Raw genomic sequence first — 24,804 nt, 5'->3', positions numbered from 1 at the left:
AAAATCATGAAATGAAACATCCGAAGATGTTTTCTGCTTCGTGTAGGCGATTATCGGTGATCAGTATGCTGATTTGGATGATGCTTACCTCGCCCTTGCTATTCGGGCAGCAGAGTGGTAAATTAATTTCGTTGAAATTGGACAAGGTAACTCTCCTTGACGCGATGAAGGAAATCAATCGTTTGAGTGGAAATTCGGTCAGTTACAAACGGGAAGAGCTGGAAAAGGCGAACAAGCAAGTCTCCTTGAATTTGGAAAACGTTCAAGTGATCAAGGCAGTGGAAACCGCCTTGCAGGGAACTCGTCTGGTTGCTATCGCGCAAGGGGAAGTCATTTTGATCGTGCCTCGGAAGGATAACGTGGAATCGGTACAAAAAAGCGTGCGGGTGAAAGGGTTTGTGTATGACACCCAGAAACAACCTCTTCCGGGAGTGACCGTGAAAGTGGTTGGGATTCCGTTAGGAACCTCAACTAACACGAAAGGATGGTTTGCTATCGAGCTGCCCATGAAGAGTGGAAAATTGGAATTTTCTTTCGTGGGATATAAAAAGAAACAGATAGATTTCACGGAAAAAACGGACACGTTGAAGATCGTGTTGGAGGAGGATTTGCAGCAGGTGGAAGAGGTCGTTGTGACAGGAATTTTCAATAAGCCGAAAGAGAGCTTTACGGGGGCGGTGTCTGTGGTTACTAAAGAGGACTTAAAGGTAAATTATTCTCGAAATGTGCTTCAGACATTGGCGAATATTGATCCGAGTTTTCGGATTATTCAAAATAATGAGGCCGGTTCGAATCCGAACGTGATGCCGGAGATTCAATTGCGAGGAGCTTCGACAATGTTGGATTTAACGGATCTTCAAAATCAAAAATCTCGCCCGGAATATAATCAGCCCTTATTTATTATGGATGGTTTCGAGGTCGAGTTGGAGCGTGTGATGGATATGAACGAGAATGAAATTGAAAGTATCACGATATTGAAAGATGCAAGTGCGACCTCTCTTTATGGTGCACGCGGGGCGAATGGTGTCGTGGTGATTACTACAACACGGCTTAATGCCGGGGCATTAACCGTGAGGTATGAAGGGCGGGTTAACATTCAATTACCGGATTTGGGAACCTATGATAATCTGATGACAGCCAAGGAAAAGTTCGAGATGGAAAAAGTTTATGGCGTGTGGGATAACTTGAATTCGTATTTACCTAATGGACAATCCGTGCAAGATGCGTATGACGAGATTGAAAATGCGATTGCTGACGGGATAAATTATGATTGGTTGAAGGTGCCGACTCGTACTGGTGTGGGGCAAACTCATATATTGAGTTTTATGGGAAGCCAAGAGGCTTGGAGATACTCGCTTGATTTATCATACCAGGATACGAAAGGAGTAATGAAAGAATCCGACCGTAAAAATTTTAATGGCACGATATCCTTGGGGTACCGTAAAAATAAATGGAATATTTCTCAAGGTTTATCCATAGGTATAAATAATAATCAGGACTCTCCTTATGGAGAATTTTCTTCCTATGCGGCAATGAATCGTTATTGGAAACCCTATGATGAAGACGGTAAGCCTATTGATTATTTTTATCATCCAAAATCAACGTATGGTGGTATTGATAATCCAGTATATGATAAAGAAGTGGGAGTATGGAATAAATCGAAATATTTTAACGTGAGAAGCAGTACTCAGGTGCGTTTTGATATCATGGAAGGATTTAGTTCTATGCTTAGCTTAGGTTTAACCCGTAAGAGTACAAGAATGGATACCTATTATCCCCCTAATCATAAAAATTTTGCATCTATAACTGAAGTGGAACAAAAAGGATCTTTTGCCCGTGGTGATCAAGATATGTCTGATTGGCAATTGAGTTTGAGATTGGATTATGCAAAGGTATTTAATGACAAACACATGGTAACTTTAGGAGCCAATGGGGAATTATCAGAATCGGTATCCGAAAGTGTTCATTGGACGGCTAAAGGTTTTATCGCTTCTAACGTGAGTCATCCGGGAATGTCAATGGGATATCCTACGACTGGAGGTGCTTCGGGAGATAAGAGTAAATCACGCAGGGCATCATTAAGTGTTGCGGCTAATTATTATTATGATCAACGTTACTTTGTGGATGCTTCTTTCACGTATAACGGGGGATCTTCGTTCGGTGCGAATAGCCGTTTCTCTCCTTATTATTCTTTCGGGACCGGTTGGTTGATTAGTAATGAATCTTTTATGAAGGATAATCTTCCTTTTATCAGTCATTTTCGGTTACGTTATTCGGTCGGGATTTCCGGAAATATGTTTGTTGAACCTTCCGTATCCATGGAAGTATTCAATAGAAATTCTTCATACACTTATCTGGGTGGGCTTTGTTGGACTTTAAGTTCGTTTGCCAATCCTGATTTGAAACAACAGAATACTCTTCAACATAATGTCGGGGGTGAGTTGAAGCTTTTTGGCGAGCGTATTTCTTTCGACTTTAATTATTATAATAAATTGACAAATAATACGTTGACGGATATGTATCTTGCCATTTCACACGGTTTTGATGCGATAAAAGGAAACATTGGAAAGATACGTAACGAAGGATTGGAGTGGGGTGTCAGTTGTAATCTTTACAGGAATGAAGCGAAGAAATTAAATTGGTATGTGAACGCGAGATTTAGTAATAATAGGAATACCGTGGTAAAATTGTCGGAAGGATTCAAAACATTAATTGCGTCTCATCAACGTAGTATGTCTACGGCAGCTGATCTGGTGAAATATCAGGAAGGGAAATCCTTGGATGCGATTTACGGCTTGCGTACCGTGGGAGTTGATCCTACTTCCGGACAGCGTATATTTTTGAAGAAAGATGGCGTGACCACCACGTTGGAGCAAACGGCCGATGATTTGGTGTACCTGGGAAACCGTCAGCCTAAGTTGAATGGAAATATCAGCACTTCATTTGCCTGGAGTGGTTTGCGAATCACGGTTGGTTTTGGTGTGAAATGGGGAGGAAAACAAATTAATATGACAGAACTGAATAAAGGAGAAAACATATTTATTTCCTCGAATTTGGATCGACGCTTATTGAAGTACGGCTGGAGTAAACCAGGTGACCAGGCACGTTATAAAAGCCAGTACGGAGATTTCAGTGATATAAGTACGTTCACTTGCGATGCGTTTGTACATAAGGATAACGTGTTTAGCTGTAATAATATCAATATTGATTACTCTTTCCCCCAAAAATGGTTAAAAAGAATAGGGGTGGAAAGTATTGCTGTTTCAACAAGTTTATCGGATATATTCTATTTTTCAACAATAAAACGCGAGAGAGGTACTGATTATCCGTTCTCTAGAAATCCGAATTTCTCTATTTCTTGTACATTCTAAATTTTGAACTATGAAGAGAAAAATTATGTATATATTAGGAGTGTGGGGCGTATTGATGTGTGAGGCCTGCACGGATTGGTTGACAATACAACCGGAAACTTCCATGACTGCCGAAACCTTATTCGCAACGGATGATGGCGTACAACAAGGTTTGAATGGAGCCTATTATATAGCCCAATATATTTATGGACCGACAAGTGCTATGGTGGGAGGGGGAATTGTCGAGGAGATGGCAAATACTTATTCTTTTGCATCGGGAACAGATGGTTATTTGTGGTCCAACCACACGTATGGACAGACGGATAGCCAGGAAAACGTAAACAAGTCAGCGTTTATGCAATCTTATAATCTTATTGCTAATTTAAATTCGTTGATTAATGAAATGGTGAAAAATCGGGATGATATTACCTCGGAAGTGTACGCTATCGTGCGAGGGGAGGCTTTTGCTTTGAGAGCCTGTGCTCATCTTGATTTATTGCGCGTGTATGGTCCGGTTCCATCGAAGACCGATCCGGCAAAAACTTATTTGCCTTACGTGCGTGTGAATAGTAATGAAAACTATGAGTATCATACTTTTGATCAATTTATGGATTATGTACAGGCGGATTTGGATAGTGCGGAATTTTTGTTAGCGCAATACGAGCCGGTTTTGACTACATCATTTTCAAATACGGAGTACACGAGTGCAGAGTGGCCTTATCGTAAAAGCCGTTTGAATTATTATGGCGTGTTGGGATTACAAGCCCGTGCTGCTTTGTGGAGGGGGGATAAGACGAAAGCATTACGGTATGCCAAGTTGGTAAAGGATGCGAGTTATGATAATTATGGTACGATGCAGAATCATTTTCGTTTGACAACACCGTCGGATGACGTGACAAATTATTATACGACGGATAAAACACATTACACGGAGCATATATGCGGGGTAAAGTGTGACAAGTTCTATTTTGATGAGTCATCTTGGAGTTACCGGAGGCTTTCGCTTTCTAATGTTCCTGAATTTGGTGAAGTTCTGTATGGTGCGGATTATAAGGATGATTTGCGTTATCAGCATTTTTGGCGAACCGGAGCGGGATCATGGTATGATGACGAGGGAAATATGTTGCCGGAGTATAGGGTCCTTTCCATTACAATCGGGAAATATAGCGACTTTTCCAGTAGTACGACTTCCGGGGCCAAGATGAATTCGCCGATAGTACGTTTGCCCGAGATGTATTTTATTATCATGGAATGTGGTACGCTGGAGGAAGCCAATGCGGTTTACGAGGAGTATTGTGCTGCCCGAAATATTTCTTATATACCTCTGACAGAGAATGACAGACAAGATCGGGTGATTTTGGAAAGCGTACGTGAATACGTGGGAGAAGGGCAGAATTTTGGGATGTATAAACGGAATAACGTGAGACGTATGGTGGGGGCAATAACGGATTGTACCGAGGAACAATATATTGTACCTATACCGGAAGCTGAATTTATAACAGAAAAATAGTGAATGAGATGAAAAACGCATGGATTACGATATTGTGCAGCGTGTGCTTGTGGAGTGCTTGCACGGAAGAAGTGGTGCCTTCTATTTACACGGGACCGGATGGAATTAATTTCTATTATGACCAGGTTGGGCCTTACGATGCGGATCCGTACCCGGGAGGAAGTTCCGTTCAGTCGGGTTCCTTGTCAAATTCAAGCCCGAGAGATACATTATGGTTTAGGATTCTGGTGATGGGAAACCTAAGTGATAAAGAACGTAGTTTTTCATTGAAGCAGAGTACGCTTTCGGCAATAGATTCTTCTTCGTATTACATGGGAGGAGTAAAAGTGGCTGTTCCGGGAGTGAATTATATAGCGTTTGACGATCCTGAGATGCAGAAATATTACGTGATTCCTCCTGCTGTTTCTTATGTGGATGTTCCGGTGATTATGATGCGGGATCCGGAAGCTTTTGTTGGAAGTTCTAAGTTCTCGATGCAATATTGCTTGCATTTTGAGATTGTGCCTACGGATGAATTGAAAATTTTAGATCCTCGTTTTTATAGAGCGAAATTGACGTTTACTCAATGGAGTTGGTAAGATAGAAAGTTTCAGGGTTAATTTTACTAACCCTGAAACTTGAATAGAACTCCCTTGTAAGGGATGTTTTTGAAACAAGAAATTCTTTAATAAAGTTTATAAATATCTGAGATCCATAAGGTGTGATATATGGGTCTTGGTAAAGTGTATTATGATAAAAAAATGGTGATATGAAAAAGTTAGTATTGTTATTTTTCTGTATGTTTTTAATGTCGTTCTTGTTTGCCCAGACGAATTTTCAAGAATTGGATTTAGCCGGAGCTTTGGAGAAAGCAAAAGGTGAGGGTAAAATGGTGCTGGTAGATTGTTACACCTCGTGGTGTGGTCCGTGTAAAATGATGGCTTCAAAAATATTGCCGTTGAAGGAAGTGGGAGATTTCTTGAACGAGCGATTCGTGTGTGTGAAATATGACATGGAAAAAGGCGAAGGTCCTGAAATCGCGAAAAAGTATGGCGTGGAGGCTTATCCTACATTTTTGTTGTTAAAAGCGGATGGGACTTTGATTCAGCCGCTTGTCGGAATGACCACGACGGGCGAGGAGTTCGTTTACAAGGTGAAATTAGCTTTGGGAGATATTTCGACGGTGAAGATGGATTCGTTATACGCTAACGGTCATCGAATGACCCGCTTCGTGTTGTCGTATTTGAAGGCGTTGCAGGCTACGGAGCAATTTGACAAAGCTCGGGCAGTTTCAAGCGAGTTGTTGAAAACAATGAATGATAGTCAAAAGTCTTTTGGTACCTATTGGTTTATTTACGAGGATGTTAATATTTCGCCGATCGGTTCGGAGAACGTGAATTATTTGTTGGATCATGCGGATAATTTCCGGAAAGGAGTGGGAGAAAAAACCGTGAATGCCAAGTTGGCCGCATTGTTGGAAACGCAATTGGAAGATATTCTTCGCGGGCGGAATAAAAATGCCTCATTGGCTGATGTGGAGAAGCTTAAACAACGGTTGGAGGCGTGTAACTTGCCGGGACGGGAGGATTTGTCGGATTACGTGACTTTGGCGAAAGCTATGATCACGAAGGATGCCGGACAGGCTTTATCCGTGTGTAAAAAATTGTTTACCTCGATGTCTGACGAGAAGTTGGCGTATCTGTATTTTCACCCGATATTGACGTTGAAGGGGAAATGGAGTGATGCGCACAAGAAGGAATTGGATAAAATGTCGAGAGATTTGTCTAAGCGGGTAAAGAATGTAGTATTGAAGGACGGGTTGGTGAATTTTGCCAATGCCATGATTCCGAATTTATAGTTTTATGAGTTTCGTGGAGTCCATGAAATGTAAGTTCGTGGGCTCCTCTAATTTATCGCGAGGGAAGGGAACGTGACGATGGTTGAAAATAATCGAGACCGCAAGCTGTGTGATTCCAAATCGGAATTTGAAATTCTAATGATAAGAGATGTAGTATGTTAAAGAGATTGTTATTAATACTTGGAGTAGGGTTGTTGCTCCCTTTCGGGGGATGGAGCCAGGAGGAGGACGATACAAAGGTTTTGAAAAAAGGTGATCGGTGCCCTGCCTTTGTTTTTAAGGATGTGGAGGGGCGAGAGGTGACTTTGGAACAGTTCAAAGGGAAGTATGTGGTCGTGGACGTGTGGTCTTCGTGGTGTTATCCATGCAAGCGGGAATTCCCGAATTTGAAGAAGTTGGAGAAAAAATACGAGGGAAAGGATATTGTATTCGTGAGTGTATCCTGTGACCAATCGGAAAGGAGATGGCAAAATGAACTTGGTTTCTTGCAGACGAAACTTGTCAAACAATGGTGGGCGGGGAATGGCGATTTCATGAAAGCGTTTCAAGTTGTGGCGATTCCCCGTTTGATATTGTTGGATAAGAAAGGGCGGGTGGTAGATTTGAATTTGCCGAAACCTTCGGATGTAAAATTTGAGAAAATATTGAGTAAATTGAAAGGATTGTAAAATATATGATTTTTAATAAGATATTTGTATTGGTGATTTGTGGCTTGCTCTTGTGCGGTTGTAATCGGTTCGCGAGGGAAGGAGAATTTTCGTTAACGGTCACGATGTCGGAAACTGATCCCGGGAATAAGCTTTACTTGTTTTATAAAGGCGAAAATGATAGCGCTCGGGTGGATTCCGCTGTTTACGAGGGGGGAAAATTCATGATGAAAGGACGTGTCGCTTATCCTCAACGGGCACTGATGCGAGTGATGCGGGGAAATCAACGACAGCCGGAAGCCTTTGAGGAAGGCGTGGATTACACGGACGACGCGATATTCGTGTTTCTTGAAAAAGGAGATATACGGGTTGTCGCAAATAAGACGTTGAGAGGGGCAGTGGTGAGCGGGACACCCTCGAATGATGACTTCCGGGTTTACACGGATAGCATTCGCTTTTATCGTGATTGGTTGGATGGCTATCGCGAGAGATTTGGGAAGGCTTACCGGGATAGGGACGGGAAGGCGTTAGATGATTTGAACGGGGAAAATGTAGTTGTAAGGAAGAAAAAGTTTGAGGTCGAGAAAAGGTATTTTGATAGTCACCCGGGCTCTTTCGTGTCGTTGGATTGGTTGGCAAGGAGTTACAATATAGCCCGGAAAAAGTCAACGATTCTTCCTTTATTTGAATCATTGAGTGAAGGGGTGAAAAATTCGATCCCGGGAAAGAAATACAAGGAATTGTTGTCCGCAACTTTATCCGTCGAGCCGGGTAATCTGGCTCCCGATTTTACGGCAGAGAATCTTGCGGGTGAAAAAGTTGCGTTAAGTTCTTTTCGAGGACATTATGTGTTATTGGATTTCTGGGCATCATGGTGCGGGCCTTGTCGTCGGGAGAATGTAAATGTGTTGAAAGTGTACGAACGTTTTAAAGAGAAAGGTTTTATGGTGATAGGGTATTCCTTGGATTCTTCCAGGAAATCATGGCAAAATGCTGTCGGACAAGATGCTTTGCCTTGGATACAATTGTCCGGTTTAGGGAGCGGTTGCGTTGATGTGGCAAAGTTATACGGGGTGAGCGCAATCCCCAGTAATTTCTTGATGGATCCGGAAGGAAAAATTTTGGCGGTGGATTTGAGAGGTGAAAAGTTAGAAAAGGTATTAGAGCAAGTTTTTGAACCAAGGTAGGGGGTAAGGAAAACGAGAGATGTTTTGTAATGTCATACGGATGAATAATAGAGTTATGGGATATTATTGTAGATTATTATGTGTCGTATTGTTGGGGAGTTTGATCGGTACAACCTGTCGGGCACAACAGGAAGGGGGTGTTGTTTATCGCGATTATACTCGTCGGGAGGCGGTTTTGCTTGATTCATTAAAACGGGGGAACGTGATGTCCTTATTTAAAGGAATAAACGAGTTGAAGAAACAGGTGTTGGAGGTGAAAGAGAGTGCTCCGGTAAATGTTAAACTTCGGAGAGAGGAAAGACGTAAACTGCTACCGGAAGAAATTATTGAGCGGAGGCGTGAAAGTGTGTTGACGGTGAATAAATATTTACGGGCTATGGCAGGGTCGGAAATGGTCACGGATTGGGCTACGGCTGTCGTGTTGTCTGAGAATGGAATTTGTGTGACGAATTACCACGTGTTTGGGGAATTGTTAGATGCGGGAGTGAAGTTGAATCCGCGGGATAGTGTTATGTTTGTAGCCGCGGAAAATGGCCGGGTGTATCCAATTATGGAAGTTTTGAGTTTTAACCGGGCGGCGGACATGGCTTTTTTTAGGATAGATACCCGTGGAGATGTGTTGGTTCCGATGCCTGTAGGGCGAGATTTGCCGATAGGGTCAGACGTGCATTTGTTGAGTAATCCAGAGGGATACCCGTACACTTACACGCGAGGAATAGTCTCTCGGACGGTCACGTTGAATCCCGAAGATCCTTTTGCTAATCGGATGGAAATGACGGCTGATTTTGCCAAGGGATCAAGTGGTGGGCCGATCATGGATGACCGGGGGAATATGGTGGCGATGGTGTCTTGTATACGTGCGATATATTATTCGCATCAACCTCCTTATTATTTGCAGATGAACGTGAAGTTGACGGTTCCGGTGAGTGCGTTTCGTCGGTTGATCGAAGGTTGATAATTCATGCTTTTTGATACCCACTTTGGGGAATGTGGTGTATCATTGACTACTTGCCGGGAGGCTTGTTTCCTGGGGCATAATATTAAAAGATTATGACACAGAAACAAAATAACATAGAGATAGAAAATAGCCTCCCGGCAGAACCTGCCGCTGTGGTAAGTGATCGTTTGATGAACGATCGTATTTTCGTTTGGAGTAATGGCTCGTACCGCTTGGTCTTGTTCTCGAGTATCGCCTGGTTGCAGGCGGATCGGGCTTATTGTTACATTCATCTCAAAGATGGTACCAAAATCATCGTGATACACCCGTTGAAAGAAGTGTTGGCGGCACTTCCTCCCGAGCGATTCGCTCGGGTACACCGCGGTTATGCCGTCTGCCTGGACCTCGTGGACCGGGTGATCGGCAACACGATCTACATTGGCAAGCAGGATTTTATGGTAAGTTCCGCTTACCGCGACGACTTCCACTCCCGTTTCCGGTTCCTCGGCAAAGTGAAAGGATTGCATAAAGCCCGCTCTCTTGAAAACAACAAATAAACATAAATAACCCGTCCAGGGAAACAACTTCCCGGTGCAGGTTTAATGTGCGTATATATGAATTGTTCTTGTTTATTATTATTTCAGATTGTTAGAGTTATACACTGCCAATCCTTTAATAGTTAACAGATATTTCTGGCGAGGCTTGTCGGGGTACTTGTCGGGGTACTTGTCGGGGTGGAGGTGACCATGTTTTCGGGCGCATTGACTATCATAAAACGATTCTTCAACTCATTGTTTTCTCCTATCAATAGGTTGCGAAAGAATTGTTCCAAATACATAGACTCTCTTTTGATACCTTTCTGTATGTTTTGATAATTGGCTCTAACTAAAGCATCACGGAAATACCAAGAATGATTGGCAAAAAGGTCGTTCTCAACATCGAATCCCATCGAACGTAAATATTGGATGGTAAACACTGCTGTAGTTCGGGTATTGCCTTCTCCAAATGGATGAATCTGCCACAACCCGGATACGAATTGGGTGATATGACAGACTATTATTACTCGCAATGCTTCGGGTGTGCGAGGCGTTCTTAAGGAGGACAAGCCGTGAACAGGTCGAGAAAAGGGAGAGGACGAGCAACAACTCCAATACAACATTTACCCATCGGCTGCACGGCATCTCATGGGATAAGTGCGGCACAAATGTTATCGAAATCGTCTACCCGTGGAGTGGCTCCATTCCTTCCCGTCGTCGCTCTGACCGCTACGAGATCCGGTTGAAACTCTTTCACCTGCGTTGCAACAGAACGATGTTTTCCACGTGATGCGTGTGGGGAAACATATCGACCGCTTGGACAGCCATGACTTTGTAGTCGGCATCCATGAGATTCAAGTCCCGGGCTTGCGTGGCGGAGTTGCAACTCACGTACACGATACGTTCCGGGGCTGCCTTCAGGATGGTGTCCACGACGTCTTTGTGCATACCGGCACGGGGTGGATCTGTGATGATGACATCCGGGCGACCGTGTCGAGCGATAAATTCTTCGTTCAAGACATCTTTCATATCTCCGGCGTAGAATAACGTGTTCTCGATACCGTTAAGGGCGGAATTTACTTTGGCGTCCTCGATGGCTTCCGGTACGTATTCGATGCCAATGACTTTTTTGGCGTTGCGGGCGACGAAGTTGGCAATGGTTCCTGTACCCGTGTACAAGTCGTACACGACTTCTTTCCCGGTAAGTCCGGCAAGTTCTCTTGTCTTGGCGTACAGGTTGTAGGCTTGCTCCGAGTTGGTCTGATAGAAGGACTTCGGACCTATTTTGAATCTTAGGTCTTCCATCTGCTCGAATATGTGATCTTGACCGTGGAAGCATACTACTTCTTGATCGGTAATGGTATCGTTCATTTTCTCGTTGACCACGTACATCAGGGACGTGATTTCCGGGAATTGTTCCGCAAGAGCGTGAAGCAGGGCTTCCCTCGCTTCCCGGTTTTCTTTGCCGAAAGTAACGATGACCATTACCTCTCCGGTGGATGAAGTGCGAATGATCAAGGTGCGCAGGAAGCCGGATTGCTCCCGGATGTCATAAAAGTTCAAGCTTCGCTTGAGAGCGTATTCCCTGATAAAGTTACGGATGGCGTTTGACGGTTCTGCCTGAAGGTAGCACGTGTCAATATCAATCACCTTGTCGAAAAGTCCCGGCACGTGGAATCCGACTGCCGGGGTACGATTGAGGTCATTCCCTTCCGCTATTTCCTCGCGGGTGAGGAAGCGTTTGTTACAAAAGGTAAATTCCAATTTGTTCCGGTAATAAGTGGTTTTGGGCGAACCGATGATGGGGGCAATGTTTTGCAATTCGACTTTGCCTATTCTTTCCAGGTTGTCGATGACTTCCTGTTGCTTGAATTCGGTTTGAAGTTGATAAGGCAAATTTTGCCATTTGCAACCACCGCACACGCCGAAATGAGCGCAAAAAGGCTTGGTGCGGATGTCGGAGTATTTCCGAAAATTAACGATGTAGCCTTCCAGAAAACTCTTGCGTTTTCGGGTGACTTGCACGTCCACGATGTCGCCGGGGACGGTATTAGGAACGAACAATACTTTCTCGTCCACGTAAGCGATGGATTTTCCTTCGGCTGCTATTTTTTTGATTTCAACGTTTTCCAGTAGGGGCTTTTTACCACGCATATTTCCAATTTTGGATTTATAATTTAAGTTTTTCTTTCAGAATCTTGACTCCTTCGGAGGCACCTTTCTCGATGAATTCGATTTTACTGTTTCTGACGCCTTCCGGTATTTTGGGATCGATCAACAAGATACGGCATCCGGCGGGGGCGTAGTGTAACAGGCTTGCCGCGGGGTACACGGCAAGAGAGGTGCCAATGATGACCAGTATATCGGCTTCCCGAACCAGGTCAATAGCCGGTTCGATATTGGGAACCGATTCCCCGAACCAAACGATGTGGGGGCGCAGGATGGAACCGTCTTCTGCCTTGGTGCCGAGTTTTAATTCCCAGCCGTCGAGGTCGTAGATCAAATTCGGATTCCGGCTGCTTCTTACTTTTTTCAGTTCTCCATGCAAGTGCAGCACCTTGGTGCTTCCGCCCCGCTCGTGAAGATCGTCGATATTTTGTGTTATGATTTGTACGTCGTAATCTTTTTCAAGGTCGGCAAGCCCGTAATGTCCGGCATTCGGTTTCGCGTCGTAGAGTTGTTTCCGGCGTTCATTGTAGAAACGGTTGACTAATTCCGGGTCACGTTCCCATGCTTCGGGGGTACAGACATCCATGACGTTGTATTCTTCCCATAGCCCGTCACTATCTCTGAAAGTACGGATTCCGCTTTCGGCACTCATGCCTGCTCCTGTTAAAACGACTAACTTCTTCATAATCAAATAAAGTTTTATTCCTTGAATGCGAGAGCAAGTTATGTAAAAAATCTTACTCGTGAAAGGTGTTCCGTTATGATATTTCAAAACTTTGCCCTATTTTTGCGGGATTGAAATGAAAATGGCTTTTACATTATTATGAGTTTTGGTATAGCGGATTTGAGTATTACCCCCATGCGGCGGGAACGGTCGGAGCGAAGCGAGATGGTTTCCCAGGTGCTGTTTGGTGAGGTGTACGAGGTGTTGGAAATAGACGAGAAGTGGCTCTATATCCGCTTACTGCATGATGATAGCAGGGGATGGGTAGAGAAGAAGGTTTTTCGGGAGGTGGATGAGGCATACGTGGAAAACTACCGGGCGTCTGACCAATTAATCATGGGTGAGGTTTTCAATTTAGTCGTGAAACAGGGAGATTGGGAGAACCGCCTGATTGTTGCCGGAAGCGTGCTTCCGTTTTATGATGCTTACGCCAAGAAGATGTTTCTGGGTGACGAGGAATACGTGGTTTTGGGAGCCTTGCGGGAGGTCGGCATCGAGAGTTTGCGGGAGTTATTGATACAATACGCGTTGATGTATTATAACGCACCTTATCTTTGGGGAGGGCGAACGCCTAAAGGGGTTGATTGTTCCGGTTTCGTGCAGATGGTATATCGCCTCGCGGGAATCTCTATTCCCCGGGACGTGGAAAAACAAGTGAACGGAGGGCAGATATTGTCATTTTTGGAGGAAGCCCAACCCGGCGATTTAGCCTTCTTCGGGGATGCTTCCGGTTGTATCACTCACGTCGGTATCCTGTGGGAGCAAGGAAGAATTATTCATGCCTCGGGACGGGTAAGAATAGATAAAATCGACCATCACGGTATCTTCAACGAGGAAATGAAAAGATACACGCATACGTTGAAGATTCTGAAACAGATGATATAAGAGGAGGTGTGTCACACCTCCTAGTTCATAAAGTCCATAAAGTCGAACCTTCGGTTCTGAAAGTTCATAAAGTCAAATATTATACAAAATATTGAATATCAATATGATTATCTATGTGTTTGTAGTATTTTGACCTTACGACTTTATGGACTTTAAAGACTTTATAGACTCGAGGGTGTGTTCAAAACACACCCTCGGGTAAACTCATTCTTAGTTTTCCAGGAAAAATTTCAAATCATCATCCGCGGTAGTGATACCGGCGATGCCGAATTTGTCGACCAGCACTTTTGCCACGTTCGGGGAAAGAAATCCGGGGAGAGTTGGTCCCAGGTGGATGTTTTTCACGCCGAGATAAAGCAAGGCAAGCAGCACGATGACGGCTTTTTGCTCGTACCAGGCAATGTTGTAGACAATAGGCAACTGGTTCACATCCTCCAGCCCGAATATTTCTTTCAGCTTGAGGGCGATAACGGCGAGCGAGTAACTATCGTTGCATTGTCCGGCGTCCAGTACCCGCGGAATACCGTTAATATCCCCGAGAGGAAGTTTATTGTAACGGTATTTAGCACATCCGGCGGTGAGGATCACCGTGTCTTTCGGTAGTTTTTGTGCGAATTCAGTATAATATTCCCGGCTTTTCATTCTACCGTCGCATCCTGCCATGACGAAGAATTTACGGATAGCTCCCGATTTAACGGCTTCCACCACTTTGTCTGCCAACGCGAATACTTGATTGTGGGCAAATCCCCCGATAATGCTACCGTTCTCTATTTCTTCCGGTGGCGGGCATTTCTTGGCGTGTTCTATGATTTCGCTGAAATCTTTCGGTTGTCCCGGCTTTCTCTCGATGTGCTTGAATCCGGGGAAGCCGGCAGATCCGGTGGTGTATACCCTGTCTTTGTAATTAGCGTCCGGGTGCGGCGGTACGATACAGTTCGTGGTGAATAGCATGGGACCGTTGAAATGCTGGAACTCGTACACTTGGCGCCACCATGAATTGCCGTAATTTCCGGCGAAATGTTTATATTTCTTGAAAGCGGGATAATAGTGTGCGGGGAGCATCTCGCTATGCGTGTACACGTCGACTCCCGTTCCTTCGGTTTGTTCCAGTAATTCGTACAGGTCACGCAGGTCATGTCCGCTGATCAGGATGCCTGGGTTCTTCCGGACGCCGATGTCAACCTTGGTGATTTCCGGGTTCCCGTAAGTGTCTGTGTTTGCCTTGTCCAACAATGCCATGGCATCGACCCCGTTTTTGCCGCATTCCAGCACTAGTTGCACCAGTTGGTCGGCAGAAAGCGGAATTGTGGTGGCAACCAATCCCCGGTCGATAAATTCATATATGCCGGGATTCTCGTGACCGAGATTATGGGCGTGTTCCGTGTATGCCGCCATTCCTTTCATTCCGTAGGTGAGCAACTCGCGCAGGGAGCGGATGTCCTCGTTTTCGGTAGATAACACCCCGACGCATCCCGCCTTGGCTTCCATCTCTTCCGGGGTGGAGGCTGTCCAGCGTGCGCCTTCAAAGGTGATGCTTTCGATTTTTCCGCCTTTTGCCAGGAAAGTTTGTTTCAATTGTTCCCGCAGGTCGAGAGCCGCTTTGATCTTCTCGATAAAACGTTGCTTGTCGAAATTGGCATTCGTGATGGTCATAAAAAGTCCGTCGAGGATAAAACGGTCGGCAGTGTGGTCTACGGCATCCAAAGCCCGTAGTTGTACCCGGTAGTGGGCGATTCCTTTCAAGACGAATAAAAGTAAATCTTGTAAATTAGCCACGTCGGGAGTCTTTCCGCATACGCCGCGTACCGTACATCCCGTACCTTTAGCGGTTTCTTGGCATTGGTAACAAAACATTTTTTCCATAGTCTAGTGTGTTAAATGAATTTTTCTTTTCAATTGTTTGGTGCGAATGTAAGGGTGCGTGAAAACAATAATTGTAATATAAATTACAAACTGAGTTTAATATTCAATAATTTATACGGACAACTCGTGTAAAGGTTAAAAAAGAAAGGGGAAAAAATGTATAGTCAAGGATAAAATGGTATATTTGCGAGAGTATCAAAAGTTTACACGTATGGCAATAGCTCGTTTTTTCGATTGTCCGTTATGTATTGGCATTCCCGAGGGAGAACGGGAACGTTTTCTGGAAGGTTTTGACTACACGGTCAGAACGTATGCCCGTGACGAGATCGTCTTCCGGCAAGGGGAGCCTTGTCGTTTCCTGTATATCCTGCTGGAAGGAGAAATCAAGGCGGAGATGACCGATGATTCGGGTGCCATGTTGCGTATTGAAACGATTCGGGCACCTCGGGCACTCGCTCCCGCGTTTCTTTTTGCCGAGGACAATCATTTTCCGGTGACGGCTACCGTGGCAGAGGCAACCGAGGTCTTTATCGCCACGAAAGAGTCTGTATTCCGGCAATTGGGACATAGCGAGGTCTTTATGCGAAACTTCCTTGCCGTGAACTCCAATCGTACCACTTTCCTGACGGGGCGGTTGCAATTCCTTTCCTTCAAGACGATACGTGGCAAATTGATCCATTATATATTGGAATTGGCTTCTTCGGGAAAAGAAAAAGTGATGTTGGATAAGTCGCAACAAGAGCTGGCTGAATACTTCGGGGTCACTCGTCCGGCGTTGGCTAAGGTTCTGTACGAGCTGGCGGACGAGGGGCTGATTACCGTGAACCGGCGGGAGATCACGATACTTGATTGGCAGGCTTTGCGGCGGGCTATAATGTGATTATATTCCGGTGGTTTAAATATAACATTTTTATTCTTTATTTCGTTAAAGATGGGGTAGAAGGAGATGGCTTCTTCTTTATGATGATTTAACTGTAAATAAATAAAAAATGAGTTTGAAAGAACAATATTGGAGATATTCCCTAGTAATAATCATCCTGTTGCTGGGAACGATTATATTTTTCAAAAGCCTGCCTTTTATCAGCGGGATATTAGGTGCGATGACTATTTATATCCTGTTGCGCAACCAGATGCTGTACCTGACCGTGAAGAAACGGATGCGCCCGAGCCTGATGGCTGCTTTGTTGCTGGTGGAAACGATTCTTTGTTTTCTGGTACCCTTGTCTTTGGTCGTTTGGCTGTTCGTGAGTAAGTTGCAGGAAATCAACCTCGATCCGCACAGCATGATAGCTCCCGCGGAACACGTGGCAGACCTTATCGAGCAGCGTATCGGGTATGACGTGATGAGCAAGTCGAACGTGGATTCCTTGCTTTCGATGCTGCCCAAGATCGGGCAGATGTTAATGGGAAGCATCAGTAGTTTTGCCATCAACGTGGTGGTGCTTCTTTTCGTGCTCTATTTCATGTTGATCGGGGGAACCAAGATGGAGGAATACGTGAGCGATATTTTGCCATTTAACAAGCGGAATAAACAGAGTATATTGCACGAGTTCAATATGATCGTGAAGTCGAACGCCATTGGCATACCGTTACTGGCATTGATTCAAGGCGTGGTGGCAATGATCGGGTACTTCATTTTCGGTGTCCCGAGCCCGTTGCTTTGGGGATTCCTTTCCTGCTTTGCCACGGTCATCCCGATCGTGGGGACCGCTCTGGTATGGGCTCCCCTGGCATTGTACATGGGGATGACCGGGCATTGGGGGGCAGCCATCGGCTTGGCTGTTTACGCGGTCATCGTGATAGCCAATGTCGATAACCTTGTACGGTTCATGTTGCAGAAAAAGATGGCGGACACGCATCCCCTGATCACGATTTTCGGCGTGATTATCGGGCTTTCCTTATTCGGGTTCATGGGAGTGATTTTCGGACCTTTGTTGTTGGCTATTTTTGCGTTCTGCGTGAACATATTCAAGGAAGAATATTTGGGAGAAGATCGGAAGTATCAATAATAGATTAATTCGATTAAAACGATTTTCTATATTTTGATGGTGGCATCCCGATAGAACTTGTAAACACTCTTACGAAATGAGGGAGGTCGTTGAATCCGACCAAATAACAGATTTCCGACACGCTCTTTTGAGAGTGTTTCAATAACTCACAAGCGGTGTTCAATCGATACCGTGTGACGAACTGAGAAAATGTCATTCCCTTACACCGCTTAAAATAAGAACAGAATGCAGAACGATTCATCCCAACTTCTGCTGCTATATCATCCAGCGTGATGGAATGAACGTAGTGCTTCATAACGTACGCCGAAATCTGCTGCATACGCCGTGCGTCTTTCTCGATACGCATAGGTCTCCCCGCAAACGTACAGTCTGACGAGGTAAATACAACAGGTAGAAGGCGGAACATTGCACACAATCGTTCAAGCTCATTCATCTCATTTATTTCCAACAAAGCTTTACGGATAATCCGTGAACTTTCAGTTCCGTATTTCATCGCGTCTGTCGGGAATGTTACTCCAGCCAATCTGTTCCTTAATTCCGGGAACACTTCCATACACCGTTCAACGAACGAATGGCTGAAAGCCACCATCAGATAACGCACGCGACCGTCCTCGTCTATTGACTTCGGTTCATATTCCCAACGGTGAAGCATTGAAGGTGGTATCAGTACCACATTTCCTGCTTCAAAAGGTTGTAAAGTATCTCCTGCCACCCGGTTACCTCGTCCATGAACAACATAATATAACTCCCATGCGTCATGCCGATGGAGCTTGGCTTCGAGGCTCGGCTCCACCCGCTGGTCGATGAAGAAAAACGAATGATTCTCCACTTCAGGCAGCTTGTATGGTATGGCTGTATCTTCCATGAAACAAAATTTTGATGCAAATATGCAACAAGTTTTTGATACAATAATACAAATGGCAGACAACATGAATATCTAATTTTGCACTCGAAAACAATATGTAAAACCAAAATAATATCATTATGGAATTGTACGAAGTATTGGAGAAACGCCGCACGTATCGCGACTATTCCGACCGTGAAGTAAGTGATGAAATCCTTAAAAGAGTAATCGGTGCGGCATTTAAAGCCCCGACAAACGACCATCTGCGCCAGCTTGAGTTCATCGTGGTGCGCGGACGTGAAAACATTGCTAAAGTAATTGAACCGCTTGCCAAAAATATGGCGGCATTCACGAAACTGGTGCATGAAGTGGACGAATCAGGCGACAAGGACAAGATGGATATGTTTGCCGATGCCCTGCCCAAGCAACAGCGTATGCTGGTGCAGAGCGGAGTGCTGATCCTGCCTTTCTTCCGCCAGAAACAAAGTCCGCTGCTACAACCTAAAGAGCAAAGCTCGCTCAACTACTTTGCTTCGGCATGGTGCTCGTTGGAGAATATGCTGCTCGCCGCCACTGCCGAAGGATTGGGGACCGTGTTCCATATTCCTGTTGCCGACGAAGTAGAAAAAATCAAGAAGATTGTCGGCGCCCCAGAAGACTACGAGTTCACCTGTCTGCTTACGATGGGTTATCCTGCGAAAAACGCCTTTCTGCCCAAACAAAAAGAAATCGACGTCGAGGAGCGGATACACACGAACGTCTGGTAACGTGCGTGAGCTTCTTTTGCAGCTGTTTGTCGCCGTTTTGACTTCCGAAACTCCAGGTGTTTTTTTCCAGGAAATCACGGTGTAATCCCGTTGAATTTCCGGTGTAGTTCCGGTACAAAGTCCTTTCAAACTCCTTACAAACTCCTTTCAAAGTCCTTCGGGGACGAATTTGATAAGACTCTAATTCGAGCGTGTATAGAATGTGATAACTGTTTGCTATAGTATTAGTTCCTAGTTAGATAGGAAAAAACACCTCACCCGAGGTGTTTTTTTACTCGTGGGGAGAGCAGGATTCGAACCTACGAAGACGATGTCAGCTGAGTTACAGTCAGCCCCAGTTGGCCACTTTGGTATCTCCCCTTTGTTCCAAGAATGATTTGCGACTGCAAATATATAGTTTTTTTGAATGAATCATTACTTTAGAACGAAAATTTTAAACGGGCGAAACCGAACCAAGCCCTCGCGTCAATGGGAATCGTGTCGCCCACGGTCGTGAAGTATTGCGAGATGACCGAGAAATCAAGATTCCTCCACAGGGAATAATCCATGATCACCCCGGCGAAACAGGTTTCCAACCCGGACATATACATCCCCGAAATGGACAGGGACAGGCGGTCGGTCGGGGGATAGAATACCATGCCGACCACGTTCCAGCTATTCATGGCACTCATGATGTTTGCCGACGAGGGATGGAGTATGAGGTTGAGGATATTATTTGCCGAGAAGATGCTTCCTTTATTGTTGTACATGACCTCGCCCTGCAACATCAGTTGATTGGAGAACAGGTAGTCGGCTCCGAAAGAGGCTTCAATAATCCCGGTTGATTTGCCGAAATTGTCCAAAGGCTGCCGGTAAGCAAATTCCCCGCGTAAATTCACTCCTTTTACATCTCCCGTGAAAGCGCCTCCCACGACATAATCGTCTTCCGCTTGAATACCGGTCATAACTTGGTAGTCAAAGTTCTTGATCGTGCCGTGGTGTAAAAGGGCGGCGGTGACCTTTTTGGAATGGTCGAGGGAAACGACCACTTCGCTGAAAGAGGTGGCGTTGTGGTAATACGTTCCCCGGAAAGCATCGCAGCCGGGACGTTCGATGTAGTCGAAATCAAAGAACGAGTAGCTATTGAACAGGTCGTTCGCGTTCCACACGAACGTCTGTCCCCAGTTTACCCGTTGGCGTCCCAGTTTCAGGCACCATTTTTCTTTCTCGAACGTGAGATAGAGCCGGTCGCACGCCATGTTCAGCAGGGCGTTTTTCTTGTCCATGATGTTCCACGACAAGTCCATGTAGCCATTGTCTTTTCCCATGTTTTTGGCGTACCCGGGAATATCGAGAAAGTCGCCGCTAAACAATCGGTTTCGTATGCCGGCGTCGATTCTCCAGTATTCTCCGGGTTGCCAACCGAACGTCAGGCGGTTGTGCACGGTGTTTTGCCAGTACCATGAATTATCCAAATTCTCGGTGAACACGGAAAACATTTCGTTCACGTAGCCTGTGAATTCGATCTTGCCGACCTCTTGCGAGAAGAGGTCTTGGGATGAAATGATAACACAAAAAAGAACAATATATTTTTTCATTTCACGATGTCGTTAATGATTTTACCGTCTTCGAGGGTGATGATCCGCCTTGCTTTTGCCATGATCCGCGGGTCGTGTGTCGAGAACACGAACGTGACATTCTCTTTCTGGTTGAGTTTTTCCATCATGTCCAAAAGGTTCTCGGCGGATTTGCTATCCAGGTTCGCGGTAGGCTCGTCGGCAAGGATGAATTTGGGTTTCGATGCCAGGGCACGAGCCACCGCCACACGCTGCTGTTGTCCGCCGGAAAGTTTGGAAGGGCGGCTGTTTGCCCGGTCGCCAAGCCCCACGGCTTCCAGCAGTTCTTGTGCCCGCGTGTCCCGTTCACCTTTTTTCCGTCCTTGCAGTTCCATGACAAAAGCGACATTTTCTTTGGCGCTTAGCACGGGGATAAGGTTGAACGACTGGAACACGAACCCGATATGGTGCAACCGGAAATCTACCATTTCCTTGGGTTTCAAGCGCGAGATGTCTTGCCCGTCAATAAACAGATTCCCGGAAGTTGGGGTATCCAATCCCCCGATCAGGTTCAGCAGAGTGGTCTTGCCGGAGCCGGAGGGACCCACGATGGCTGTGAATTCCCCCTCGGTAATACTGATATTTACGTTGTCAACGGCGTGTACTTCAGACGTTTGTTCTTTGTATGTCTTGTATAAATTAATGGTTTCTATGATTGGCATAATGGTATTGGTTTTAGTTGTTAACATTTTGTAGCTTCCCAGGAATTGATCTTCAATGCTTTCCGGGCGGGGTAGATCGCTGATATAATACCGGTAATGACCACGAGTGCGATGATCTCCAGGAAAGCCCGGGTTTCCAGTATCGGGTAAACCACCGAGCTAAACCCGAAGCGTTCGTAATTGGCATTGAGCATGAACCCGAGGTCTATGCCGTGTTCTCCCGTGTACCCGATGACCCACGACGCCAGCAAGATGCCTATCCCGCTGCCCACGACGGTCAGGCACAGCGTTTCAAACATCACCATCTTGAATATATTCCTTTTGTTCATCCCGATGCAGGCAAGCACGCCCAATTCTTTCGTGCGTTCCAGCACGGCCATAAGCATCGTGTTCACGATACCGAAAGAGAGCGCCACGAGGAATATGGATAAGATAATCACGTTGATCAGGTCTGTCCACGCGTGAATAAGCCCGAGAGCCGGTTGCAATTCGTTCCAGCCTTGCACATCCATGTCGGGAAGGGCTTTACCCAAGGCTTTCGTGATTTCCTTGCCGGTACTGACGTTGTTGGCGAGGATGGCGGCCTCGTGCGCCACGCCTTCCGGTAGCCCCGTGTAGGGAAGAATATCGCTTTTTCGCACGAATATAGTGGATTCGTCAAATATGCTGTTGTTTGTCTTGAAGATTCCTCCCACGCGGAATGCCACGCTTTGCATATCGCCGTTGACGTCCTGGAGCGAGAGCACCACTTTGGTCTTTAAGCGGGCGTTCAGTTTCTTTGCCGTCCTTTGGCTGATCACGATGGGTAATTTACCCTTTTCCAGGAATGTACCGAGTGAATCGGGGATATACTGGTAGATCGTGGTGGTCGCCTTTTCTTCCTCCGGGTCGATAGCATGGACGAACGTCCCCACGGTGTTGGAGGCGGAAGCAAGTACCCCGTATAGTTTCAACCTGTAACTGATGCTATTCAAGTGGGTTACCGAGTCAACGACCGGGGCTATCCGATCCTCGAGGAAATAGGAATTGATATCGTAATTGTAACTGAAGTCAGGCGTGTGTATTTGCGTGTGCGATAGTTGGTTGCATATTTCCGTTTCGATCGTGGCACGTCCCCAGCCCGCGATGAACGCGACCGTGAAGGTCCCGGCAAAGAGTCCGATGGCAATTGCGCTAAGGATCAATATACTGCGGAATTTGTTGCGCCAGATGTTTTTCCATGACAGGCGCATCAGCATGAGTGTTATTTTCATGGGCGAATGGCTTTATTGACTTTGAGTTGAAGTATTTTACTGATGGGGTACGTGATCGTCAGGCACGTGATAAATAGAATGACCAGCGCCTGGTTGATGTAAATGTGCGCGCTGGTAGCCATGGGGATCACGGGTTCCATGCCGTACCCGAGCGCGATTTTTGCCAGTTCTCCCGTGAGTCGGATGGGGTAGTAGCTGAAATAGAACGTGATCGGGATGCTGACCGCTATTGCCAGGCAAGCCCCCAGAAGCGTCATGAAGAACAACTCCATGCACACGACGTTCGACAGCGTTTGCCGTTTCATGCCCAGGGCGACGACCACCCCGAACTCGTGCCTGCGTTCGTTCGTCATCATGATCACGGTTCCCAGGATTCCGAATCCCACGATCACGTACAGGATGAACATGATGATTTTGGAAAATACTTTATTCGCTCTTGATTGCGTCAGCAGGTTTTCCATGGATTCTTGCCAGCGCATCACGTCATACGGGGAGGCATCTATGGAGGTCAACACGGCGTCGCGTGCTTTTTCCAAGTTCTCGTCTTTGTCAATGGAAATGAGCATCCCGCTGTACCCGTCCTCCATGTTGATATACGAATGGGCGCTCGGGAGTGTCATGTATATAAAGCCTTTGTCCATTTCCGGGATAATGATAGACACGATGCCCCGGACGGGAAACAACCCGATGGCATTCGTGCCGTGGTAGCCTTGTCCCATGAGGGCAATCGTGTCGCCGACCTGCACTTGCAGGAATTCGCTCAACCCTTTGCCGAGCAGGACGCCGTCATCATCCTGTTTCAGGTAATTGCCCTTGACGATACGTTGGGATAGCGAAGATTTGTAGTCTTCCTGCACGGGGTCGATCCCCACGATGCCGACCCCTTTCGTGGTCTTGTCGGAGGAAGCCATGGCAAAAGTTTCCACCCTCGGCGATACGTTCGTGATGTGGGGCAGGGTACGCAATTTCTCGATCGTGGCCTCGTCCATCGTCATGTAATTGTCTATCGTTTTCTCCTCCCGGTATCCTTTCTGGTGAATTTCGATGTGTCCGACTTGGGTACGCAGGAGGTTGTCCATGAGCTTGTTCCAGCTCCCGTCGGATAGGGATATGGTTAATATGCTGAATAGTACGGCTGAAAACACGGAGGCAACCGTGATACAGGTTCTCCGGGAGTTGCGCCATATATTTCGCCAGGCGAGTTTTATCATGTTATCTAAGTTTTTTCATGTTTTGTTGGGAAAAGAAGTCGTCACTCATGGGTTTGTTGAAGTCGTTCTTGAGCACGGTCAGGACGGTCTTCTGGTTCGGCTTGTCTGCCGGGACCACTTCCAGCCGGGAAGGAATCTTCCGTCCCTGGTATTCCTTGATGTCGTAGCCGTTATAAGTATTGATCAGAACACCATCTTCATCATAAAATTCCGATTTCACCTCGATAAAATCTTTTTTGGTAATCCACATGACGATCTTTCCCCACACCACTGCCGCCTCTTCCCTGGGAACGAGAGTCAGTTTGTAGCACTCGTCGCCCCTCACGTTTTCCGTTCCGTTCAGCTCGTGGGTGTAATCTTCCAGCTTGGACGAGTGTTTTGTCATATCATCGTTCGTGAAATCGCTTCCCATCCACGATTGTCCCATGACGGAGGAGGACATTTTTACCATCCGGTCGATGCTCGGCATCCAGTTCCACAAGTCTTTATCCCTTTTCAGGAAAGCCTGTCCCTTGTCTTTTGCTGGCGAAGTGATCAGGATCAGGGAGTACTTTTCTCCTTTTGTCCAGTTCTTTATGCCTACAACCCGCGTCCACGTCGGGCGCACGATGGTCATGGTGACTTCCGAGTAAAGGGTCTCTCCTTGTTTGTTGCTGGTCACTTTTTCCAGAATTTGTTTTGCCGTGAGTTCTTGCGCGCTAAGGCTTCCGCCAAATAGCAAAACGCAACAGATAAAGATGAATCTTTTCGTCATGTTCCTGTTATTAGTTTAGTTATATTTTCTCTTTCTCGTTTATAACGAACGAAAGGTTAAAATA

General features: G+C 45.9%; 23 protein-coding genes and 1 tRNA gene. 13 read left to right on the top strand and 11 right to left on the bottom strand.

Annotation, left to right across the window (positions count from 1 at the left end):
- Positions 1–11: 11 nt before the first annotated feature.
- The 8 genes from BN8899_RS20055 (at position 12) to BN8899_RS20020 (ending at position 10,025) form a co-directional block, all read left to right on the top strand.
- Positions 12–3,371 carry a SusC/RagA family TonB-linked outer membrane protein gene (locus BN8899_RS20055; protein WP_187376973.1) on the top strand — a complete coding sequence of 1,120 codons (3,360 nt, stop codon included), beginning with the start codon at positions 12–14 and terminating at the stop codon, positions 3,369–3,371.
- A 10-nt stretch (positions 3,372–3,381) separates the two neighbouring features.
- Positions 3,382–4,860 carry a RagB/SusD family nutrient uptake outer membrane protein gene (locus BN8899_RS20050; RefSeq protein WP_081619496.1) on the top strand — a complete coding sequence of 493 codons (1,479 nt, stop codon included), beginning with the start codon at positions 3,382–3,384 and terminating at the stop codon, positions 4,858–4,860.
- An 8-nt stretch (positions 4,861–4,868) separates the two neighbouring features.
- Positions 4,869–5,438 (top strand): DUF4843 domain-containing protein, encoded by a 570-nt coding sequence (locus BN8899_RS20045; protein ID WP_065220662.1) that lies wholly within the window; start codon positions 4,869–4,871, stop codon positions 5,436–5,438.
- Positions 5,439–5,608: 170 nt separating this feature from the next.
- On the top strand, positions 5,609–6,697 hold the full coding sequence (locus tag BN8899_RS20040; RefSeq protein ID WP_065220661.1) for a thioredoxin family protein: 1,089 nt from the start codon (positions 5,609–5,611) through the stop codon (positions 6,695–6,697).
- A 155-nt stretch (positions 6,698–6,852) separates the two neighbouring features.
- A complete protein-coding gene (locus tag BN8899_RS20035) occupies positions 6,853–7,365 on the top strand; it encodes a TlpA family protein disulfide reductase (RefSeq protein WP_065220660.1) in 513 nt (170 codons plus the stop codon).
- A gap of 5 nt (positions 7,366–7,370) precedes the next feature.
- Complete coding sequence (locus BN8899_RS20030) at positions 7,371–8,531, top strand: TlpA disulfide reductase family protein (protein ID WP_065220659.1); 1,161 nt, start codon at positions 7,371–7,373, stop codon at positions 8,529–8,531.
- Positions 8,532–8,571: 40 nt separating this feature from the next.
- Positions 8,572–9,486: a S1 family peptidase gene (locus tag BN8899_RS20025; RefSeq protein ID WP_065220658.1), complete on the top strand. Its 915-nt coding sequence runs from the start codon at positions 8,572–8,574 to the stop codon at positions 9,484–9,486.
- Between the two features lie 95 nt (positions 9,487–9,581).
- Positions 9,582–10,025 carry a LytR/AlgR family response regulator transcription factor gene (locus tag BN8899_RS20020; protein WP_065220657.1) on the top strand — a complete coding sequence of 148 codons (444 nt, stop codon included), beginning with the start codon at positions 9,582–9,584 and terminating at the stop codon, positions 10,023–10,025.
- A gap of 122 nt (positions 10,026–10,147) precedes the next feature.
- On the opposite strand, the gene BN8899_RS20890 is transcribed toward BN8899_RS20020, so the two are convergent.
- Positions 10,148–10,417 (bottom strand): hypothetical protein, encoded by a 270-nt coding sequence (locus tag BN8899_RS20890; protein ID WP_369800431.1) that lies wholly within the window; start codon positions 10,415–10,417, stop codon positions 10,148–10,150.
- Between the two features lie 119 nt (positions 10,418–10,536).
- On the opposite strand from BN8899_RS20890, the gene BN8899_RS21005 reads away from it, so the two are divergent.
- Positions 10,537–10,794, top strand: coding sequence for a hypothetical protein (locus BN8899_RS21005; protein WP_187376997.1), 258 nt, complete (start codon positions 10,537–10,539; stop codon positions 10,792–10,794).
- Here BN8899_RS21005 and rlmD read toward each other — a convergent pair.
- A complete protein-coding gene (gene rlmD, locus BN8899_RS20010) occupies positions 10,758–12,158 on the bottom strand; it encodes a 23S rRNA (uracil(1939)-C(5))-methyltransferase RlmD (protein ID WP_065220656.1) in 1,401 nt (466 codons plus the stop codon). The genes BN8899_RS21005 and rlmD overlap by 37 nt on opposite strands.
- A gap of 16 nt (positions 12,159–12,174) precedes the next feature.
- Entirely contained in the window at positions 12,175–12,858 is a 684-nt protein-coding gene (locus tag BN8899_RS20005; RefSeq protein WP_018339113.1) for an SIR2 family NAD-dependent protein deacylase, read from the bottom strand.
- Between the two features lie 138 nt (positions 12,859–12,996).
- Between BN8899_RS20005 and BN8899_RS20000 the strand changes: the two genes are divergently transcribed.
- The gene (locus BN8899_RS20000; protein ID WP_065220655.1) at positions 12,997–13,782 is read left to right on the top strand and encodes a C40 family peptidase; all 786 of its coding nucleotides are present in this window, start codon (positions 12,997–12,999) and stop codon (positions 13,780–13,782) included.
- A gap of 210 nt (positions 13,783–13,992) precedes the next feature.
- Here BN8899_RS20000 and hcp read toward each other — a convergent pair whose 3' ends face one another.
- The gene (gene hcp / locus BN8899_RS19995) at positions 13,993–15,636 is read right to left on the bottom strand and encodes a hydroxylamine reductase (RefSeq protein ID WP_065220831.1); all 1,644 of its coding nucleotides are present in this window, start codon (positions 15,634–15,636) and stop codon (positions 13,993–13,995) included.
- A 220-nt stretch (positions 15,637–15,856) separates the two neighbouring features.
- On the opposite strand from hcp, the gene BN8899_RS19990 reads away from it, so the two are divergent.
- The gene (locus BN8899_RS19990; protein WP_040372004.1) at positions 15,857–16,525 is read left to right on the top strand and encodes a Crp/Fnr family transcriptional regulator; all 669 of its coding nucleotides are present in this window, start codon (positions 15,857–15,859) and stop codon (positions 16,523–16,525) included.
- 109 nt (positions 16,526–16,634) lie between these two features.
- Complete coding sequence (locus BN8899_RS19985) at positions 16,635–17,654, top strand: AI-2E family transporter (protein WP_065220654.1); 1,020 nt, start codon at positions 16,635–16,637, stop codon at positions 17,652–17,654.
- A 13-nt stretch (positions 17,655–17,667) separates the two neighbouring features.
- Here the strand turns inward: BN8899_RS19985 and BN8899_RS19980 are convergent, their stop codons facing one another.
- A complete protein-coding gene (locus BN8899_RS19980) occupies positions 17,668–18,519 on the bottom strand; it encodes an AraC family transcriptional regulator (protein WP_065220653.1) in 852 nt (283 codons plus the stop codon).
- A 119-nt stretch (positions 18,520–18,638) separates the two neighbouring features.
- On the opposite strand from BN8899_RS19980, the gene BN8899_RS19975 reads away from it, so the two are divergent.
- The gene (locus BN8899_RS19975) at positions 18,639–19,265 is read left to right on the top strand and encodes a nitroreductase family protein (protein ID WP_018339106.1); all 627 of its coding nucleotides are present in this window, start codon (positions 18,639–18,641) and stop codon (positions 19,263–19,265) included.
- Positions 19,266–19,543: 278 nt separating this feature from the next.
- Here the strand turns inward: BN8899_RS19975 and BN8899_RS19970 are convergent.
- The 6 genes from BN8899_RS19970 to BN8899_RS19945 all read right to left on the bottom strand — a co-directional run bounded on the left by BN8899_RS19970 (position 19,544) and on the right by BN8899_RS19945 (position 24,740).
- Positions 19,544–19,625: transfer RNA gene (locus tag BN8899_RS19970), tRNA-Tyr, on the bottom strand.
- A gap of 59 nt (positions 19,626–19,684) precedes the next feature.
- A complete protein-coding gene (locus BN8899_RS19965; protein WP_065220652.1) occupies positions 19,685–20,842 on the bottom strand; it encodes a hypothetical protein in 1,158 nt (385 codons plus the stop codon).
- Positions 20,839–21,522, bottom strand: a complete 684-nt coding sequence (locus BN8899_RS19960) for an ABC transporter ATP-binding protein (protein WP_065220651.1) — start codon at positions 21,520–21,522, stop codon at positions 20,839–20,841. The genes BN8899_RS19965 and BN8899_RS19960 overlap by 4 nt, the downstream gene beginning before the upstream one ends.
- A gap of 20 nt (positions 21,523–21,542) precedes the next feature.
- Positions 21,543–22,775, bottom strand: a complete 1,233-nt coding sequence (locus BN8899_RS19955; RefSeq protein ID WP_082987144.1) for an ABC transporter permease — start codon at positions 22,773–22,775, stop codon at positions 21,543–21,545.
- Positions 22,772–23,986, bottom strand: coding sequence for an ABC transporter permease (locus BN8899_RS19950; RefSeq protein ID WP_018339102.1), 1,215 nt, complete (start codon positions 23,984–23,986; stop codon positions 22,772–22,774). The genes BN8899_RS19955 and BN8899_RS19950 overlap by 4 nt, the downstream gene beginning before the upstream one ends.
- A gap of 1 nt (position 23,987) precedes the next feature.
- Complete coding sequence (locus BN8899_RS19945; protein WP_065220649.1) at positions 23,988–24,740, bottom strand: outer membrane lipoprotein-sorting protein; 753 nt, start codon at positions 24,738–24,740, stop codon at positions 23,988–23,990.
- Positions 24,741–24,804: the final 64 nt, after the last annotated feature.

It is taken from the genome of Butyricimonas sp. Marseille-P2440 (assembly GCF_900091675.1).
Taxonomy (GTDB): Bacteria; Bacteroidota; Bacteroidia; order Bacteroidales; family Marinifilaceae; genus Butyricimonas; species Butyricimonas synergistica.
This window is presented reverse-complemented; position numbering and strand designations above follow the sequence as displayed.

Coding starts and splice junctions, on each gene's coding strand:
- BN8899_RS19990 (WP_040372004.1), top strand. CDS start 15,857: ATGGCAATAGCTCGTTTTTTCGATTGTCCGTTATGTATTGGCATTCCC.
- BN8899_RS19980 (WP_065220653.1), bottom strand. CDS start 18,519: ATGGAAGATACAGCCATACCATACAAGCTGCCTGAAGTGGAGAATCAT.
- BN8899_RS20035 (WP_065220660.1), top strand. CDS start 6,853: ATGTTAAAGAGATTGTTATTAATACTTGGAGTAGGGTTGTTGCTCCCT.
- BN8899_RS19975 (WP_018339106.1), top strand. CDS start 18,639: ATGGAATTGTACGAAGTATTGGAGAAACGCCGCACGTATCGCGACTAT.
- BN8899_RS20045 (WP_065220662.1), top strand. CDS start 4,869: ATGAAAAACGCATGGATTACGATATTGTGCAGCGTGTGCTTGTGGAGT.
- BN8899_RS20050 (WP_081619496.1), top strand. CDS start 3,382: ATGAAGAGAAAAATTATGTATATATTAGGAGTGTGGGGCGTATTGATG.
- BN8899_RS20000 (WP_065220655.1), top strand. CDS start 12,997: ATGAGTTTTGGTATAGCGGATTTGAGTATTACCCCCATGCGGCGGGAA.
- BN8899_RS19965 (WP_065220652.1), bottom strand. CDS start 20,842: ATGAAAAAATATATTGTTCTTTTTTGTGTTATCATTTCATCCCAAGAC.
- BN8899_RS20890 (WP_369800431.1), bottom strand. CDS start 10,417: ATGGGATTCGATGTTGAGAACGACCTTTTTGCCAATCATTCTTGGTAT.
- rlmD (WP_065220656.1), bottom strand. CDS start 12,158: ATGCGTGGTAAAAAGCCCCTACTGGAAAACGTTGAAATCAAAAAAATA.
- BN8899_RS20055 (WP_187376973.1), top strand. CDS start 12: ATGAAACATCCGAAGATGTTTTCTGCTTCGTGTAGGCGATTATCGGTG.
- BN8899_RS20020 (WP_065220657.1), top strand. CDS start 9,582: ATGACACAGAAACAAAATAACATAGAGATAGAAAATAGCCTCCCGGCA.
- BN8899_RS20040 (WP_065220661.1), top strand. CDS start 5,609: ATGAAAAAGTTAGTATTGTTATTTTTCTGTATGTTTTTAATGTCGTTC.
- BN8899_RS20030 (WP_065220659.1), top strand. CDS start 7,371: ATGATTTTTAATAAGATATTTGTATTGGTGATTTGTGGCTTGCTCTTG.
- BN8899_RS20025 (WP_065220658.1), top strand. CDS start 8,572: ATGAATAATAGAGTTATGGGATATTATTGTAGATTATTATGTGTCGTA.
- BN8899_RS19955 (WP_082987144.1), bottom strand. CDS start 22,775: ATGAAAATAACACTCATGCTGATGCGCCTGTCATGGAAAAACATCTGG.
- BN8899_RS19945 (WP_065220649.1), bottom strand. CDS start 24,740: ATGACGAAAAGATTCATCTTTATCTGTTGCGTTTTGCTATTTGGCGGA.
- BN8899_RS19985 (WP_065220654.1), top strand. CDS start 16,635: ATGAGTTTGAAAGAACAATATTGGAGATATTCCCTAGTAATAATCATC.
- BN8899_RS19950 (WP_018339102.1), bottom strand. CDS start 23,986: ATGATAAAACTCGCCTGGCGAAATATATGGCGCAACTCCCGGAGAACC.
- BN8899_RS21005 (WP_187376997.1), top strand. CDS start 10,537: ATGCTTCGGGTGTGCGAGGCGTTCTTAAGGAGGACAAGCCGTGAACAG.
- BN8899_RS20005 (WP_018339113.1), bottom strand. CDS start 12,858: ATGAAGAAGTTAGTCGTTTTAACAGGAGCAGGCATGAGTGCCGAAAGC.
- hcp (WP_065220831.1), bottom strand. CDS start 15,636: ATGTTTTGTTACCAATGCCAAGAAACCGCTAAAGGTACGGGATGTACG.
- BN8899_RS19960 (WP_065220651.1), bottom strand. CDS start 21,522: ATGCCAATCATAGAAACCATTAATTTATACAAGACATACAAAGAACAA.